This window comes from Idiomarina sp. OT37-5b, assembly GCF_002968395.1.
Lineage (GTDB): Bacteria > Pseudomonadota > Gammaproteobacteria > Enterobacterales > Alteromonadaceae > Idiomarina > Idiomarina aquatica.
On record NZ_CP027188.1, the window covers coordinates 2,348,566 to 2,366,517 of the forward strand.

The following is a 17,952-nucleotide window of genomic DNA, read 5'->3' on the forward strand; positions in this document are numbered from 1 at the left end:
ATCGCCTAAATCGAGAGTTTACTAAGGCGTTTTCCGCCCCAGATTGAGTTCACAATCGCGCGGGTGCCGACAATGGCCGTAAACATCGACGTTATAATGCCGATAGCCAGAGTAATCGCGAAGCCTTTAATCGGACCATTACCAATCGCAAACAGAATGAGCGCTGCAATCAGGGTCGTCACGTTCGCATCCGCAATGGTTGACAACGCGCTGTCATAACCGTGGTGAATGGCTTGTTGCGGACTGCGCTTGTCTTTGATTTCCTCACGGATACGCTCAAAGATCAGCACATTAGCGTCAACCGCCATACCGACCGTTAAAACGATACCGGCCATACCCGGCAAGGTCAGCGTGGCTCCCGGAATCATCGACATCACGCCAATGATCAAAATCAGGTTCGACGCCAGTGCACAGTTGGCGACCAGTCCAAATTTACGATAATACGCGACCATAAATATCAGGACTAAGATAAAGCCCCACATAATGGCTTGCGTTCCTGCATCAATGTTTTGCTGACCCAGGCTAGGCCCGACCGTGCGTTCTTCAACAATTTGGATAGGCGCGATCAATGCACCTGCACGCAGCAACAGTGCCAGGTTTTGTGCTTCCTGGGCGCCAACGCCGGTAATTCGGAAACTGCTGCCCAACCGCGATTGAATGGTAGCGACGTTAATCACTTCGGCGTTTTTAGTGAATTGCAGGTTGCCGTTTTCATCGCGCTCGTCAGTCGCTTTGTACTCGATGAATACCGTCGCCATCGGTTTGCCCACGTTATCCTTGGTCGCCATCGACATCTTATTGCCGCCAGCGCCGTCTAACGTGATATTAACCTGCGGTCGGTTGTATTCATCATAGCCGACACCCGCATTGACAATGTGGTCACCGGTTAGAATAACGTCTTCTTTCAGCAACTGCTGCGGGCCATCACGCATTGGCAACAACTCGCTGCCAAATGGCACCCGGCCGCTCATGGCATCGCGAACGTCATTTTCGGTATCAACCATACGGAACTCCAGCGTTGCTGTCGCACCAAGAATTTCCTTCGCCCGCGCAGTGTCCTGCACGCCCGGAAGTTCGACCACGATACGGTTGGAGCCTTGACGCTGAATCACCGGTTCTGCCACACCCAGCTCGTTGACCCGGTTGCGCATGATGGTGATGTTCTGTGATACCGCATAATCGCGGGTTTCTGCCAGCTTCTGCTCGGTCATACGCAATTCAAGCGTTTGTTCGTCAGGATTCTCGACCAGAGTGTATCCCTGATACCGATTATCCAGATAACTCAACGCTTGCTGATAATCTTCTTCCGTACGCAGTTGAACCTTTACCCCATCGCGATCTTCAACGTTAACGGCCGTGTAACGAATTCGCTCTTCGCGTAACTCGTTACGGACGGTATCTTTCATACCGTCGAGAATCTTGCGCATCGCTTCGTCCATATCGATTTCCATCAGGAAATGGACGCCGCCACGTAAATCCAGGCCCAGTTTCATGGGTTGGGCGCCAATGCTCTTCAACCATTCGGGGGTTGCCGGCGCCAAATTCAACGCCACGATGTAATTGTCACCTAACGATTTAACTAGGGCTTCGCGCGCTTTCAACTGCTGGTCGTCCGAAGTCAGCCGCACCAAAATCTGCTGTTCTTCAAGGGCAACGGACTTAGGAGAAATATTTTCGCTTGTTAGCGTATTGCGGACTCGATCAAGCGTTGCTGCATCAATCGTAGCTTGTCGATCTGCGGAAATTTGAACTGCCGGATCTTCGCCATAAATATTTGGCAGCGCATACAGCGCTGCCACTAGCACGACAAAGATGATCAGCAGGTTTTTCCACAACGGGTATTTATTTAACACGTCGTGCCTACCTTTGTTATTACTGTGATTACAGTGACTTCATCGTTCCTTTCGGAAGAACCGATGTAACGGCTGCTTTTTGCACGGTGACTTCAATTTCGTCAGATAGCGCGATAACGATGAAATCTTTATCGTCACTAACTTTTGTGATTCGACCGACCATGCCGCCTTGAGTAAGCACTTCGTCGCCTTTGCTCAATGACGATACAAGCTCTTTATGCTGTTTAACGCGTTTTGCTTGCGGGCGATAAATCAAGAAATAGAAGATCAAACCAAACATGACCAGCATGAAAATAAGTTCCATGCCGCCACCTTGGGCGCCACCTGCGTCTTGAGCGTAAGCAGGACTGATAAAAAAGTTCATAATATTCCCCAATTGGTCATTAATTTTATGGTATTTGTTGTCACCTTGTCTTAGATAAGGACAAGGTGACCGAATTACAAGTCAACAAGGAGGGATAGTCTAGCAAAAATTTGCCGGGAAAGAATACTGAATCAAATATCGTAACCCATTGCTTTGAGTCGTCGCCGCATTCCGACCTGCGAAACTTGCAGCTCCCACATCATCTGCTCGGTATCCCCGCGGTACTTTTCATAACACTCTTTCAGCTCCGCTTCGGTCAAGTCCTGTGCGGTTCTGATGCCATCAAAGCGTTGTATCAACTGATACACCGAGGCCCGAGAAATATTCAACTCACGCGCGGTAGCCTGTAGTTCAAAGCGATTTTTTTGCAACGCTTCAATCAACTCATCGCGACCAATGGTATTCGGCTTGCGTCCACTGCCATTTGCTTTGATTTTTTCCTGCACGCCGCGCAATGATGATTGCGGCTTCAGAATGGAAAGCAGTTGCGGGTCTAACTGCAGTGCTTCCTCATCACGACTGTCAATGACAACCTGACGAGCGACATTACGCAACTGTCTGACATTACCGGGCCAGTTAAAACTGAGTAACTGTGCAATTAAACTCGCCGGAATCTTTAATGCAAAGCTGCGCTGAGGATAAATGCGCTGCCATTGCTGCTCCACAAAGTGTAAAAACAGTATGCTGATGTCTTCAATACGCTCTGCCAACGATGGTAAAAACACCTGATAAGCGGCTAAATAGTTCATCAGTTGCCAAAGCTTAGAGCCCTGTGGACACGGGCAGGTGTCATAAATACTGGTAACAATGATTCGGCAGTTAATGGTCACCGGCTTATTGCCATTCGGTGGTATGTAACTGCCCTGCGTTAATGCCGAAAACAACAGACTTACCACCGTTTCGGAGGCATCTTCCAGATCCTCTAATACCAGTGTCCCACCCTGGGCTTGGCAAAAATAACCCGGCGAGTGTTGATCGCCACGAACCACACCAAACAGTTCCTCTTCCGCCACTACGTCGTGGATAGCGGCGACGTTCACAGAAACAAAGGGGTTATCCGCACAATGGCTTTCCAAATGGATTTTATAAGCCGCTTGTTCTTTGCCAGCTCCGGTGGCACCGCGAATGATCACCGGCATATCCAATTTCGCAATATGTTCAAGTTTATGACTAATGGCATTGATATCCGGACTGATGCCTTTAAGCACCGCATCCAAGTTATAACGGGTTTCTTCCAGCGGCATCATTTTCAGCACCAGTACCACAGTATTATTCAATGTAATAACAACACCTTGGCTGACTTCCGCTGAGCTCAGTAAATACTCACTTTGGTAGGCGCGTCCTAAAATTTGGACTTTGGTACTGGTCGAGTGCGCCCGCACGCGAAAGGCATCATCACCATCTTGTTGGAAAATAATGGGCGAACGACTGATGTGAGGATCATTGAGGGGCTTACCGGTGTAGCCGTTTTTGGAAAAATCCGGGCGGTTACGACTTAAATAATCTCGATTTTCCTGAAGAATACCCAGCAGCGGAGCGGTGTCGCCAATACGCCCCAAATCGGGGTGAAGAGCAATAATTAGCGTCGGCGCATACTCAACTCGACGTGCAATGTCATCGTCCGCATGCTTTGTTTTCATTTCTGCAACATTCATCATTTAGCGCTATTCCCTAGCATTACTACGTCTCGAGGCTGGTTACATTGTACGCGGTGACGATAAAATAGCCAACGAAATTCACCAGCTACTGACTACCAATCTTGATCTTAAAGTGACAAACTGACAAGTAAAGGTATCAGGACTCGCAGACGTTATGGATATTTTGTTTTACTGGACAGACCAGGCTGGTGTCGCGGTATTCGCCATCGCCGGTACACTGTTAGCATTCCGTAAGCACATGGACGGTTTCGGCGTTATTATTCTCGCCTCAACTACCGCCATCGGTGGTGGTACTGTGCGCGACTTAATTCTTGGCCTTCCGGTATTCTGGACCCACGACCCGACCTACATTTACACCATCTTGGTTGCAGCCGTCTTGACCATCGTCTGGTTACGTTACAAAGCTTACATTCCGATGACAACCTTGCAAATTGCCGATGCGGTGGGTTTAGCATTCTTTGCGACCATGGGCGCAGAAAAAGCGCTTTCTGCCGGCTTTTCTCCCTTTATTGCTGTCATTATGGGAACCATATCGGCCTGCTTCGGTGGTATGATCCGTGACGTACTGGCGCGCGATGTGCCGATGGTCCTTAAAAGTGAACTCTATGCCACCACCTGTATTGTCGGTGCCATGGTGTATACCTTACTGGTGCCCTATTACCCTATCATCGCCTTAGCCGCCGGCATGTTATCAACGCTGATCATTCGTCTAGGCGCGATACGGTATCAATGGTCGTTACCGGTTTTTCCTGATCACCACGACCATCACTGATCATGCTTTCGGTCAGTTTAACACTCGCAACGGCGGTCATTTATTTATTGATTCTGTTTGCCATTGCTTATCGCGGCGACCGTTCTGCAACACAGCCCGTTAAACCCTATCGTTACGCCCTGGCACAGGGTGTGCATTGTACCTCTTGGGCGTTTTTTGGCACGGTTACGCAGTCGGCTCACTATGGCTGGGCGTTTGCGCCAACCTACATCGGCGCCATCGTGGTGTTTTTGTTTTTACATGCGGTACAACTGCGCCTGTTAAGCTATTGCAAACAACAAAATATTACCTCGATTGCGGATCTCATCGGCACCCGCTATGGCAAGTCACCCTTGTTAGCCAGCGTTGTCGCCATCACCGCGTTGATCGCCGTTGTGCCCTATATTTCCCTGCAATTGCGGGCCGTAACTGCGAGCTTCTCTGCCGTCACCGGGTTCGAACCGAATCCATTCTGGCTGTTTGATTTATCCGCGTTGGTGGCTTTGGTCATGATTGGTTTTGGCTTCTTATTCGGTACCCGTCGCTTAAGCCTCGCCGAACAGCATGGTGGCTTAATGGACGCCGTGGCGTTTGAGTCGCTGGTCAAGCTGGGCGCTTTTATTATTGTCGGACTGTTTGCCACTTATGGCCTGTTCGATGGTTTAGCCGACTTACTTGATAAGAGCTTTGCTGAGCCGGTCACTCAAGCGGCTCTGAACGGTGTCGAGGGCGGCGGTTATATTTACTTAGTGCACATTTTGTTAGGCGCATTGTCGATGTTTTGTCTGCCCAGACAGTTTCACGTCAGCTACGTCGAGAATACACACAGTGATGAATTACGTGTTGCCCGCTGGGCATTTCCGCTTTACCTGTTCGCGATTAACTTCTTTATTTTGCCCATCGCCCTGGCAGCACTCTTAATCGCGCCGGAGCAGGCATCAACGGATACTTTCATGCTGGTGATTCCGCTTTCCAGCGACACTGCATGGCTGTCTCTTATCGCCTTTATCGGTGGACTGGCAGCAGCAACCAGCATGGTCATCATCGCGCTGCTGGCACTCAGCATCATGATTTCGAACGATGTCGTGATGCCGCTGTGGTTGCGGATTGGTCATCAACAGCTGACTCGCCTGCAATTTACCCCTTCGCGAATACTGTGGGTAAGGCGGATTACCATTATGGTGGTGATGTTACTTGCCTACGTTTACTATCAACTCACCATTGATACGCTCCCCTTGGTTAACTCCGGATTATTGTCACTGGCGTTGCTTGCACAATTAGGTCCGGCCATCATCGGCAGTGTTGTGTGGCGGCGTAACAGCCAACTGGCGGTGATCAGTGGTTTAGCCATTGGCACAGGTATCTGGTTTATCACCTTATTTTTACCAGCGCTTGATACCGCTAATCCAATTTCTGATGTGCAGGTAGCCGATGGTGTGCTGTTGAGTCTCGGGAGTAATCTGTTGCTTTACCTGCTGGTTTCCATTGTTTATCGGCCCGCAAGCAACGGCAGAGATAGCAGCGGTTTTGACGAGATGACGCAAGACCCCAGCTTAACCTGGGGACGTCTGCGCGCCTTGCTTGAGCGCCTCTATAACGATGAGCAACTGGTCACTCTGCAACAGAAGCTTGGTACTGATCTTGTCAGCCAGGATTCGCAAAGCTACGTACCGGCACGAACATTAATGCGCCTGGAACGCGAGCTGTCCGGTATTATCGGAACTTCGGCCACGCGCTTGCTGTTTGATACCATCACCGAACAACAGAACCTACCCGTGGCTAAGGTGGTTGACTGGGCCACTGAAGCATCCAAACTGTACCAATTTAACCGTGAACTGTTACAGGCGTCGGTAGAGAATATTCCACAGGGCATCAGCGTCATTGACCGTGAACTCAGACTGGTTGCCTGGAATCGCCGTTACCTGGAAATCTTTGATTATCCTGAAGGCCTCGTGAAAGCCGGAATGCCTGTTGCCGATCTGCTCTATTACAACGCCCAGCGCGGCCTACTCAGTTGCTCGGAGGATAATGACGTCAACGCCGAAATTGAGAAACGGCTGAATTATCTACGAGCCGGCAGCGCTTATAAATATCAACGAGCGCAAGGCGATTCGATTATTGAGCTGCAAGGCAATCCAATGCCCGGCGGTGGCTTTGTCACCACCTACAGCGATATCACCGACCGTGTCGAGGCTCAGCAGGCGTTGCAGCGGATTAACACCGAGCTCGAACAACGTGTTAACGAACGCACCGAGCAGCTATTGCTGGCCAAACAGGCGGAAGAGAAAGCACATCTGAGTAAATCGCGCTTTTTTGCGGCTGTCAGCCATGATTTGATGCAACCGTTTAACGCCGCCAGCCTCTTTTGCGAAATGCTGCAGTCGCGGGCTGACAGCGAACAACTGCCGTTAGCGTTAAACCTTCGCCGTTCACTTGATCACGCAGAAGAGCTGCTGACCATGCTGTTGGATATGACCAAGCTGGATGCTGGTAACCTCAGCCCGGAGTGGCAATCGATTGCACTGGATCAGGTACTGTCCCCATTGGTTGACCGGTATCAGGCTATGGCGTCCGAAAAAGGACTGACCTTTCATTATCAACGCAGTTCTGCCGTAATACGCAGTGACAGAAAGTTATTAACCCGCATCGTTCAGAACCTGTTATCCAATGCCCTCCGTTATACCGGTCAGGGCCGGATCATTCTTGGCAGTAAACGTAATGGCAATCGCCTAACACTGTGGGTTATCGATACCGGCGAAGGTATACCTGCGCACAAACAGCAGGAAATTTTCAGAGAGTTTCATCAATTACGATCCGAAGGCGATAATCCCGGCCTGGGGCTGGGTTTGTCGATTGTCGAGCGCATCTGTCGACTAATGGAAGTACCCATCGAAGTCCGCTCAGAGCCCGGTATGGGCACGGCATTTGGTATTCAATTACCGGTCGAACACTGGCTTCGACAGCGTTCAGCGCCAGCCTCCGTTCCAGCCGTTAGCGTTGACGAAGACTTATTGCGTGGCCTCTGTGTCTTGGTTATCGATAACGATGTTCGCGTGCTCAATGCGACCGCGTCACTGCTACAGCAATGGGGCGCAAAAGTCCTTACCGCAACTTCCCTCGCCGACGTCAAATCCTCAACTAAGGTCGACCTGATTTTTGCCGATTATCACCTCGACCATGGCGCCACCGGGATTGATGCGGTTCGGGCGCTGCGTGAACGTTGGCAGCATCACACCGCTGCGATCATTAATTCGGCTGACCCGGACGAAGTGCTGCGTGAACAAGCATTAGAAGTAGGTGCTCACTTTATTCCCAAACCATTAAAAAGTGGCGCATTAAAGCGGCTCATTAAACGTCTCAGAAGTATCCAGCATCTGCCGAAATAATATTCCTGCCTGAGTACGATTCACACAACCCAGTTTGCGCAGAATTGCAGACGCGTGTTGCTTAATGGTGGTTTCCTGGACGTTCAGCTCGTAGGCAATTTGTTTATTCAAAAGTCCATCAGCGATGCACTGCAGGACTTTAAACTGTTGCGGTGTCAGTTGTTCCAGTTTGTTCGCAAATGCGGACATTTCCTGGTCCGTCTCATCACTTAGATTTTGCATCGAGGAAGGTAGCCAGTTATCTCCGGCCAATACCGTTTCTACCGCGATTTTCCACTCCGGCAGCGGTACTGATTTGGGAATATAACCACTGGCGCCCAGCGCCATCGCCTGACGAACAACACGGCTGTCTTCGTTGGCTGAAACAATGACGACCAAAATATCGGGATACTGACTGCGTAACACCGACAACCCTGTGAGTCCTCGGTTTCCGGGCATGGACAGATCTAAAAAGACCAATTCAATTTGCGGCTGCTCGCCAAGTAACTGCTCAAGTTGTTGAAAACTCGACGCTTCAATGACGTCAGATGACAAGCAATCCGCCAGGGCTTGCTTCATTGCAGCCCGAAACAGCGGATGGTCATCGGCAATAATAGCTCTGGCCATAAGGCTCAACTTCGTTGGCGACTGAATAGTAACCATGCTAGCGACTTTCAAAAAAATTACCAGCACGCAAGCCACAGGGATAACGCTCGCGTGCCGGTAATGCGCACATCATTAGAAACGATAGCCGACGGTCAGTGAATAAGTACGGGGATCGCCGTAGTAACCCGTTACGATGTTCTCACCAAAAGTCGAGCCAAAGTTATAGCCGGATACCCGATATTCCTCGTCAAAGACATTTTTAGCATGAAGCCCAACGGTCCATTGACCCGAGTTTGAATACCACACCAGACTGGTATTGGTCAGGCTGTAAGCCTCTTCGTCCAGCGGTGAAGGTACCTCAAAAATCTGTGTGTCATCGCGGTAGGAAACGCTTCCTGACCACACTAATGAACCGCTTTCCAATGCGAATTCTTTGTTGAAGCCAATGTTCGCAGTAACTTTTGGCGTATTCTGGAATGACCAGAGATCGGAAACATCTTCAACCTGCTGAGTATCAGGATTAAAGAATGCCACCGAATCGAACTCGGCATCGATATAGCCCAGTGAGCCGGTGATATTCAGTGTCGACGTCGCGGCAAAGGTGGATTCCACTTCAAAGCCCTGTACCGTCGAGTCTGCAGCATTCAATACCTGCGATGCCACACCACCGCCTTCAATCGCGCGCTGCACGGTTACCTGCATATCCTGGTAATCGGAGAAGAAGGTTGCCGCATTTAAACGCATACGTCCGTCAAGCAGTTCGCTTTTAACACCAAACTCAAAGGTGTCAACGGTTTCCGGGTCATAAGGATTTGAGGCATCGGGATTAAGCGATACATCGGCGCGCATATCCACACCGCCGGATTTAAAGCCATTACTGTAGCTTGCGTAGAACATCAGTTCAGGATCGACTTGGTAACTGACACTGGCATGTGGACTGAATTTGCTCCAGTCCGCCTGAGTCGTAAAGTCCGAGTTAACCACGATGGGATCGGCGGAGTAGTCGCCCCGATCGAGGAATTTTACCCCGGCATAGGTGTAACGAAAGACATCTGCGGTTTTATCATCTCGGGTATAGCGGCCACCCAGAGTAACCGACCACTGGTCATCCAATTGATAGGTCGCCTGGCCAAAAATGGCCTCACTTGAGGTATCAACACAACCGCCGGTATCTATGGATAATCCCAGTAGACCCAGCACGGTACCGAATTCACCACAGGCTTCACCTTCATAAAGATACAAGCCACCGACAAAGTCCAGCCGATCGTCCCGGTACATGAACTGGAATTCCTGGGTGGTCTGGTCGTCTTCATAAATGGCCGGCACCAATAGCACCGGATTAACCGTTGAATCAAAATCGATGTTGGTGTCGGTAAGACCCTCGCGATAGGCGGTGACCGACTTGAACAGCCAATCGTTGTTAATCGCCCAGTCGATGGTCATGGAATACCCTTCGGTTTCGACCTTGTTCCAGGTCGGCATCGCGGTATAGGCATCGTACACATCGGTCAATCTGGGTTCATCACTTAACAACGACTCCTGTTCACGGTGGCCACCGCGAGCATTGGAGTCGTCGCGGGTCCAGTCTGCCGCAAATTTGACGTTGACGTCTTTATTCACCAGCCATTTGGCGTTCAAACGGCCGGTCATTAACTCTTTGTTATAGTTGTCGTCACCGGTATTAACAAATTTACCAAAGCCATCCCGGTTAAGCGTGGCAAACGCGCCGCCGACGTAGAAATTATCGGCTAGTGCCGTCTGTCCTGACACTTTTAAGTCGGCCTGATTGTAGGAACCCACCGTGCCTTTTACTTCAAACTCATCATAACCCGTCAGTTCGCGAGTCACGTATTTCATCGCGCCGCCGATGGTGTTTTTACCGTACAACGTGCCCTGCGGACCACGCAGGACTTCAACCCGCTGGACATCAAGCACTTCTAACACGGCGCCTTGCGGACGAGCAACGTACACGTCATCGATATAGATACCAACACCGGGCTCAAACCCCCACAACGGATCCTGCTGACCAACCCCACGAATATAGGCTGTCAGCGTGGAGTTGGTGCCTCGACTGACCTGAAACGTGGTGTTCGGCATTTTGTATTGCAACTCGGTAATGTCTTCAATGCCGTCGCGTTCGAGCAGTTCCTCACCAAACGCGGATACCGACACCGGCACTTCTTGTAAACTTTCACTGGTTCGGCGCGCAGTCACTTCAATGCGTTCTAGTTTGCCATCTTCTGCCTGAGTGGTGTCCTGCTCATCCTGAGCTAAGCTTGCAGGACTGGTAAACAGTGCAGCGATTGCGACGGCTACCAGCGAGTGCTTAAATTTGGCTGTATTCATTGTTGTTCCCCTGACGATGTTGTCATTCTTATAGGTGTTCCGTTTATTTTTTGAACGGCCCAGAGTCATGGCTGGCTATTAAACTAGCGCAAATTGTTAAAAAAGTGATCTGTACCATAGTACTATGGGGCAAAACTACCGAATAACGCACAATACAGTTCATGCAACGACCGGAGCATGGCTGTTTCTATTGACTCGTTGCGAGGTAACTCATGTTAAGTATGATTGGTCTTATCGGCGGCCTGGTGTTGCTGATCATCCTCACACTCAGAGGAATGAATTTATTTATCAGCGCACCCTTGTGTGCGGTCGTCGTCGCGCTTTGCAGTGGCATCCCGTTGTTTACCGGTGAGGTAAATTTCGTCAGCGCTTATATGGATGGCTTTGCCAGCTTTGTAGCCGCCTGGTTTTTCATGTTTTTGCTCGGTTCGATGTTCGGCAAATTTATGGAAGATACCGGCGCCGCCGACAGCGTCGCTCAGTGGATCATTAATAAGTTGGGTCGCAAACAAGCGGTACTGGCGGTGGTGTTAGCCTGCGCCATTCTGACCTATGGTGGTGTCAGTGTATTCGTGGTCGCCTTCTCAGTTTATCCGATGGCATTATCACTGTTCAAAGACGCTAACCTGCCACGCCGTTTTATCCCGGCCGCACTGGCATTTGGCTCGGTCACCTTTACCATGACTTCAGCGGGATCACCGGAAATCCAAAACTGGATTCCGATCAAATACCTTGGCACCTCACCTTATGCCGCGTGGGAGGTAAGCCTGGTAGTTGCGGTGTTGATGGCAACCTTCGGTTATTGGTGGTTGCGCAAAATCATTAATCGCGCCATCGCGAATGGTGAAAGCTTTGAAGCTCGCGAAGGTGACCCGGTATTGTTGGATCGGGAACTGCCCAAGCCAGTGCTTAGCTTGATTCCGTTACTGGTGGTATTAGGGCTGTCGTTTTTCTTTCACGACGAACTCGCACAGAATGCACTAATCGTCGCTCTGCTTGGCGGCGTTATTGCCATTGCAGTGATTAACTTTAAACACTTCCACCGTCCGCAGCTCGCTATTTCCGAAGCCACAACCGGCGCTTTAGTCGCCATCGGTAACACCGCCGCCGTGGTCGGCTTTGGCAGCATCGCCAAAATCACCCCGGCCTTTGATACGGCGGTTACCGCCATGACCAATTTGCCGGGCAACGAATTAGTGGGTGCTGCGGTTGCCGTCAGCGTCATCGCCGGTTTGACCGGTTCGGCCTCGGGTGGCCAGGCGATTGCGCTACCGGAGGTAGGGCCTCATTACATGCAGGCCGGCGTCAACCCAGAGCAATTGCACCGTATTGTTTCGATTTCCTCCGGTGCGCTTGATTCGCTGCCGCACAATGGCTATGTGGTCACCACCATCCGCGCCATCTGTAACGAAACACACAGTGCCGCTTATTGGGCCGTTGCCGCCGTAACGGTCGTGGTGCCATTACTCGGCCTGGCCGTCGCCATTGGTTTATTCATGCTGTAAGGAATAACACATGTTGGTTTCACCCATTCAAGGAAATATGATGCAGCGACCGTTACAAATCATTGATTTGTTGCGTTTTGCTGCGACCCGCCACCCTCAGCAGGAAATCGTCACGCGACGACTGGAGGGTGACATACACCGCTACAACTATGCCGACTGTTTTGCCCGTACCGGTCAGCTCGCTCATGCATTAATTCAGCTTGGTATCGAGCCCGGCGAGCGGGTGGCCAGCCTGGCCTGGAACACCTATCGACACATGGAGCTGTATTATGCGGTCAGCGGCCTCGGTGCGGTGATGCATACCGTCAACCCAAGGTTATTCGGTGACCAGATCGCCTGGATCATGAACCATGCTGAGAGTGGTTGGGTATTCGTCGATGTAAGTTTTGTGCCGTTACTCGAGCAGATTCAAGATGAATTACCCAACGTCAAAGGGTTTATCATAATGACCGACCCTGAACACATGCCTCAGACGTCTCTCGCTCATGTGCTCTGCTACGAAACCCTGATTAGCGACTACCCCGCTCAGTATGACTGGCCGGATATCGACGAAAACAGTGCGGCACTGCTGTGCTACACCTCAGGCACAACGGGCAACCCCAAAGGGGTAATGGCCTCGCACCGCGCCATGGTGCTGCATGCGCAAGCGACCATCGGCCGGGATATGCTGGATCTCGACAGTGATACCGTGCTGATGCCGATGGTTACCATGTACCACGTTGCCGCCTGGGGCGCTCCCTATGCGGCTCCCATAGCCGGCTGTAAATTGGTGTTTACCGGTGACGGTACCTCCGGTGAAGCCATGGCCAGCATGATCCGCGCAGAAAACGTCACGGTTGGATTGGGTGTACCCACCATCTGGTTGACGTTGCACAATTACCTGAGTGAACAGCAGCTCGAGGTACCCAGCTTAGCCCGCGTCTGTGTTGGCGGCGCCGCATCGCCGTTGGGTTTGGTTAAAACCTACGACCAAACCTATAATGTGTACTGGCAGCCGATCTGGGGCATGACGGAAACCGGCCCGTTGGTGTACTCCGCCCCACCACAAGGCGATATCCTCGCCCGCCCTAAAGAACAGCAGTATCGTATTCAAACGACCGCTGGCCGACCGGTCTTTGGCATCGAAGCCCGCATTGTCGATGCCGACAATCAACCACTGCCTCATGACGGCGAAAGCCGAGGTGAGTTGCAAGTTCGCGGCCACTGGATCGCCGCGCAGTATTTTCGTAACGATGACGTAAGCAGTTTTCCCGACGGCTGGCTAGCAACCGGCGATATTGCCGTCATCGACGCCGAAGGCTTTATGAAAGTTGTTGATCGAAAAAAAGATGTGATTAAAAGCGGCGGCGAATGGATCAGCTCACTGGATATCGAAAATATCGTCAGTCAGCATCCGGCGGTTAACGAATCCTGCGTGATTGGCGTAAAGCACCCGAAATGGGACGAGCGCCCCCTGTTACTGGTGGTATTGAACAAGGGGATGGACGCCAGCAAAGCGGATATTAAGGCGTTCCTGGACGGCAAAATCGCACGCTGGTGGACCCCCGACGATATCCTCTTTGTCGATCAACTGCCTCACACCGGCACCGGCAAATTGGTTAAAAACCAGCTCCGCAAAGACTATGAAAATTACTTACTGGAGAAGCAATCATGAAATGCACCGCCAAACTCGCTCTGTGGCTGACTACCCTGCTGTTCAGCCTGACCGGATGGGCCCAGCAACAACCCATGCTGGTCGAAAAACAACGTTTCACCCTGGATGAGTACGTCACTCATGGCGGTGAAACCATCCAGGAACTGCAAGTCGGCTGGGAAGCGTATGGCCAATTAAATGAGAATAAAGATAATGTGATTTTGATAACGCACTTTTTCTCAGGTAACAGCCACGCCGCTGGCAAATACTCAAGCGACGATGAACAGGCCGGTTACTGGGACGCGATTATCGGTCCCGGCAAAGCGATTGATACCGATAAGTATTACGTTGTCAGCGTCGACTCGTTAGTAAACGCTTACCCTCATTTGCCGTCGGTCATTACCACTGGCCCTGCCAGTATCAATCCGGCCACCGGAAAGCCTTATGGACTCGACTTTCCGGTGGTAACGATTCGCGACTTTGTTAATGTGCAAAAAGCGGTGCTGGAATCCCTTGGCATAAAAAAACTGCATGCCGTTATCGGCGCGTCCATGGGCTCACTACAAGCGATCGAGTGGGCGGCAAGCTACCCGGACTGGGTTGAGCGGATGGTATCGGTTATTGGTACCGCATCCATGGACGCCTGGACCATTGCCGGCTTAGAAGCCTGGTCACAAGCGATCAAGCTGGATCCAAACTGGAACGGCGGTGATTACTATGACGCCGAAGCACCCTTGGATGGAGTAACCATGGCACAGGCGTTGATCACCCACGGTGCCATGCACCCGACCATTTTCAACCAACTCGCCCCCGCACAAGAGACCCTGCCAGAGCAAGGCCTGGATACCGTAGACAATCAACTACCAGCCGCACAATGGCTCTATGAAAGCAGCCGCCAGCGCGCCCCCCTGGCCGATGCCAATCATATTTTATACCTCGTGCGTGCCAACCAACTGTTCGTTGCCGGACACCAAAAGACCCTGCAACAAGGCTTACAAAACATCAGTGCCAAAACCCTGTTTCTACCCGCCAGCAACGATCTACTGCTGATGCCCTACATGGCCGAAGCCGCTGCTGAGCAACTACAAAGCCTGAACAAAGACGTCACCATCGAACACATCAACGGCCCCTGGGGACACCTCGACGGCATCTACAGCATCCAGCAAAAAGCCACCACCCTAAAAACCTTCCTCGAGTAGCTTGCGCCTTTGACCGTAGCTTGCGCCTTTGGCGCAAGGGAGGGGGGCGGTCATGACAAGCAGGCTTAACAGGCTCTGTTGCCCCCGTGGCAGGGGGACGCTACGAGCACGTCCGTGTGCGCTTGTCTCAGGCCATCCCTGGCCTTCGACACCCCCTGCCACGGGGGCAACAAATCCTGTGCCTGCTTGTCACGACCTCCGCAAGTTGACCGTAAAGTGAGTACGCGCGTCAGAGTTTGAGGGGGGTTGACCAGGAATGTTGGAGGCCATGGATGGCCGGAAACAAGCCCACACGGACGTGCTCGTGGCGGTTCCTGGTCAACCCCCCTCGAGCTCTGACAGAAGCGGGCTCGCTTTACGGCCAACTTGCGCCAAAGGCGCAAGCTACCGCCAAAGGCGCAAGCTACGAGCCGAATAGGCGGTCTTTGAGTTTGTCTTTGAGACTGTCTTCGATTTTGGCTTTTAGCAATTCTTCGAGTTGCTGGTCGAAGCTTTCGGCCTGGCCGTTCAGTTGGGTAATGTCTTCCAGTAATTGGTTTTTGGGGCCCAGTTGGTTTTCGACTTTGGCGCTCAGTTCAGATTTTATGTCATCAAGCTTGGTTTGTGCCTCCGCCATGGCGGTTTGAGATAGCAATTTGCCCAGCTGTTGGTCGAGATCTGAGTTTAGGTTCAGTTTTGGATTGAGGATATCGCCCCCCACTTTGGTATTGATATCCAGGCGTTTTAATTGCGCCAGCGCTTGGGCAATGGCATTGGTGATTTTACTGCTGCCCTGTGCGGTAACCGCTAAATCGAGCATGCGGATGATCGCTTCACCATCCAATTGGTTACCTCGGACTAACACCCGCCCGTCACTGTCAATCAGTGCCGAGGTTATTGCCGCGGTCAGTTCACTGCTGTCGCTAAGACCTAAATTTTTTACGTTGGCTCCTTTTAGCTGCCACTGCTGTTTGGCGTCAATGCCCGACGACAGGAGCGATAGCTCGCCATCCAAATTAAACGCCTGCCAGAGGTCGCCATTATCCACTCGGGCCTGATAAGTCGTAGGCTGACCCAATAAATCATGTTGATGGGTGATGTTTTGCCAATCGATGTTAACGGCCGTGTCCCCAATCATCACTTCGGTGCGGGCTTGCTTGATCCAGAACTCCGGGGGGGCGTCGTCTTCTACAAATGACAGGCTCTCACCTTCGCCGCGGACTTTCTCGACCGTTTCGGTATTTGCCGAGCGCGCCAGCATCGGTGCTAGTTGCTCATATGCCAGTAACAGATATTCGCTCCATTGACGTGCCTTATCACCGAGCAACAAGCCGGTGACGTTCTGTAGCCCAGATTCATTTAACTGGAAAAAGTTGCGAATACGGTTGATGTCATTTTCCGGGGCCTCTTTGACTCGGGCAATCTGAGTTTTCACGACATCAGCAGACTCACTTAACTGCTGCCGGAATTTTTGGATCGCTTCTTTATCCTGGCGGATGGCTGCCTTAACGTTGTCCAGTTTTTCTTTGCGCGCGGCAATATCCCCAAGACCTTCAACCTTACCTTCGGTAATTGCTTTTACCTGCTGCTGATACTGCTGCAACGTTTCCTTCGTCGGCAGCGCTGCTTTGGCCTGCTCGAACTGCTCGCGTTGTTGCTCAATCTGGGTTTCTGCATCCGTCAGGATCTGTTCGGTCTGCAAGCCGACTTGCTGAACAATTTCATCGGTTGATGGCAATGAAACTTTTAACTGCTCCCAACTACCGGAGGCCCATTCTTTGATGTCCTCTTTCGAGGGCGCGACATAAACCTCGCCTTCGCCTTGCTTGCGGGCTTGATCCACACGCACTCCCACAACGTCGAGCTGCTCGATATGGATGCGCCCCAGTAACAGCTCCGCCGCGGACACATCGGCACTGAATTTTTCCAGTTGCACCTGGTTGTGGGATGGTTTGGCCGGGTCGGTCGCCTGCACATCGTAGGCGGTCAATGTTAACGGGGACCACTTATGCTCAACTTTCTGAATAGTCACTTCGGCGCCATTTAACCGCCCCAGTCCGTATTCCAGTGTCACTTTTAAAATAGCGTCCAGAAATAACCAGGAAACAATGACCAGTAAGCCAACGATGGCAGCGAAGGCGGCCAGTCCGGGCCAACGGATTATACTGCGTTTCATACTCACCCCCGTAAATCCATATACAACTGCCAGAAGCGGCTACCGCGGATAACCTGCACAATTTTTAACTTTAACAAGGTTTGCTGAATGCGTTTGCGGTAATTAACCACCACAAAATAGGTTAAGGCCGCAATCACAGGACTGATTAATAAACTAAATACCAGGCTACCCATGGTGATGGTGTGATAAAACTGACTGACACGCCCCGCTGCTGTGGCATAAATGGCCTCGTAGATCCCCTGCCAACTATCAGCTTGCAGGATTGCGAGTCCCCATTCGTGAAATAAAGGGTCGAGCAGATAAGCGAGTCCTGAGAACACACCAAACGAAATCAGGAACAGCGTGAGGTTAACGCGAAAAATAAGTGCGGCCAGCAGAATGATCAGGTTGTGTACCCGCCACAAGGGGGTCAACCCCAAAATCATGCCCAGCACCATCGCCATAGCAAGCGCCCAGGGGCTGGTTTCTGAGTTTAAGGCCTTTAATAATTTGGCCAACAGCGTCAACATACACAAAG

At 51.4% G+C, this 17,952-nt stretch carries 12 protein-coding genes; 5 read left to right on the forward strand and 7 right to left on the reverse strand.

The window, feature by feature from the left end:
* Positions 1 to 5: 5 nt before the first annotated feature.
* The 3 genes from secD to C5610_RS11145 all read right to left on the reverse strand — a co-directional run bounded on the left by secD (position 6) and on the right by C5610_RS11145 (position 3,857).
* Entirely contained in the window at positions 6 to 1,853 is a 1,848-nt protein-coding gene (secD, locus tag C5610_RS11135) for a protein translocase subunit SecD (RefSeq protein ID WP_105307212.1), read from the reverse strand.
* Positions 1,854 to 1,881: 28 nt separating this feature from the next.
* Positions 1,882 to 2,217, reverse strand: a complete 336-nt coding sequence (yajC, locus tag C5610_RS11140) for a preprotein translocase subunit YajC (RefSeq protein WP_105307213.1) — start codon at positions 2,215 to 2,217, stop codon at positions 1,882 to 1,884.
* Between the two features lie 131 nt (positions 2,218 to 2,348).
* Positions 2,349 to 3,857 carry a sigma-54-dependent transcriptional regulator gene (locus C5610_RS11145; protein WP_241970618.1) on the reverse strand — a complete coding sequence of 503 codons (1,509 nt, stop codon included), beginning with the start codon at positions 3,855 to 3,857 and terminating at the stop codon, positions 2,349 to 2,351.
* 172 nt (positions 3,858 to 4,029) lie between these two features.
* Here C5610_RS11145 and C5610_RS11150 point away from each other — a divergent pair, with 172 nt between their 5' ends.
* On the forward strand, positions 4,030 to 4,647 hold the full coding sequence (locus C5610_RS11150; RefSeq protein WP_105307214.1) for a trimeric intracellular cation channel family protein: 618 nt from the start codon (positions 4,030 to 4,032) through the stop codon (positions 4,645 to 4,647).
* Between the two features lie 2 nt (positions 4,648 to 4,649).
* On the forward strand, positions 4,650 to 8,012 hold the full coding sequence (locus C5610_RS11155; RefSeq protein ID WP_105307215.1) for a PAS domain-containing hybrid sensor histidine kinase/response regulator: 3,363 nt from the start codon (positions 4,650 to 4,652) through the stop codon (positions 8,010 to 8,012).
* Here C5610_RS11155 and C5610_RS11160 read toward each other — a convergent pair.
* Both C5610_RS11160 and C5610_RS11165 read right to left on the reverse strand, forming a co-directional pair.
* A complete protein-coding gene (locus C5610_RS11160; RefSeq protein ID WP_105307216.1) occupies positions 7,962 to 8,618 on the reverse strand; it encodes a response regulator transcription factor in 657 nt (218 codons plus the stop codon). The two genes, C5610_RS11155 and C5610_RS11160, sit on opposite strands and share 51 nt — an antisense overlap.
* 111 nt (positions 8,619 to 8,729) lie before the next feature.
* Entirely contained in the window at positions 8,730 to 10,943 is a 2,214-nt protein-coding gene (locus C5610_RS11165) for a TonB-dependent receptor (RefSeq protein ID WP_105307217.1), read from the reverse strand.
* Positions 10,944 to 11,155: 212 nt separating this feature from the next.
* Between C5610_RS11165 and C5610_RS11170 the strand changes: the two genes are divergently transcribed.
* From C5610_RS11170 to C5610_RS11180, 3 genes are read left to right on the forward strand one after another with little or no spacing between them, the layout of a single operon-like run.
* Positions 11,156 to 12,448 carry a GntP family permease gene (locus C5610_RS11170; protein WP_105307218.1) on the forward strand — a complete coding sequence of 431 codons (1,293 nt, stop codon included), beginning with the start codon at positions 11,156 to 11,158 and terminating at the stop codon, positions 12,446 to 12,448.
* A gap of 10 nt (positions 12,449 to 12,458) precedes the next feature.
* The gene (locus C5610_RS11175) at positions 12,459 to 14,102 is read left to right on the forward strand and encodes a long-chain fatty acid--CoA ligase (RefSeq protein WP_187346268.1); all 1,644 of its coding nucleotides are present in this window, start codon (positions 12,459 to 12,461) and stop codon (positions 14,100 to 14,102) included.
* Positions 14,099 to 15,280 (forward strand): homoserine O-acetyltransferase, encoded by a 1,182-nt coding sequence (locus tag C5610_RS11180; RefSeq protein WP_105307219.1) that lies wholly within the window; start codon positions 14,099 to 14,101, stop codon positions 15,278 to 15,280. Before C5610_RS11175 ends, C5610_RS11180 begins: the two co-directional genes overlap by 4 nt.
* A gap of 403 nt (positions 15,281 to 15,683) precedes the next feature.
* Here the strand turns inward: C5610_RS11180 and C5610_RS11185 are convergent, their stop codons facing one another.
* Together C5610_RS11185 and C5610_RS11190 are read right to left on the reverse strand one after the other, a co-directional pair.
* A complete protein-coding gene (locus C5610_RS11185) occupies positions 15,684 to 17,435 on the reverse strand; it encodes a TIGR03545 family protein (protein WP_105307220.1) in 1,752 nt (583 codons plus the stop codon).
* A 2-nt stretch (positions 17,436 to 17,437) separates the two neighbouring features.
* Positions 17,438 to 17,944 carry a TIGR03546 family protein gene (locus tag C5610_RS11190; protein ID WP_105307221.1) on the reverse strand — a complete coding sequence of 169 codons (507 nt, stop codon included), beginning with the start codon at positions 17,942 to 17,944 and terminating at the stop codon, positions 17,438 to 17,440.
* Between the last annotated feature and the right edge of the window lie 8 nt (positions 17,945 to 17,952).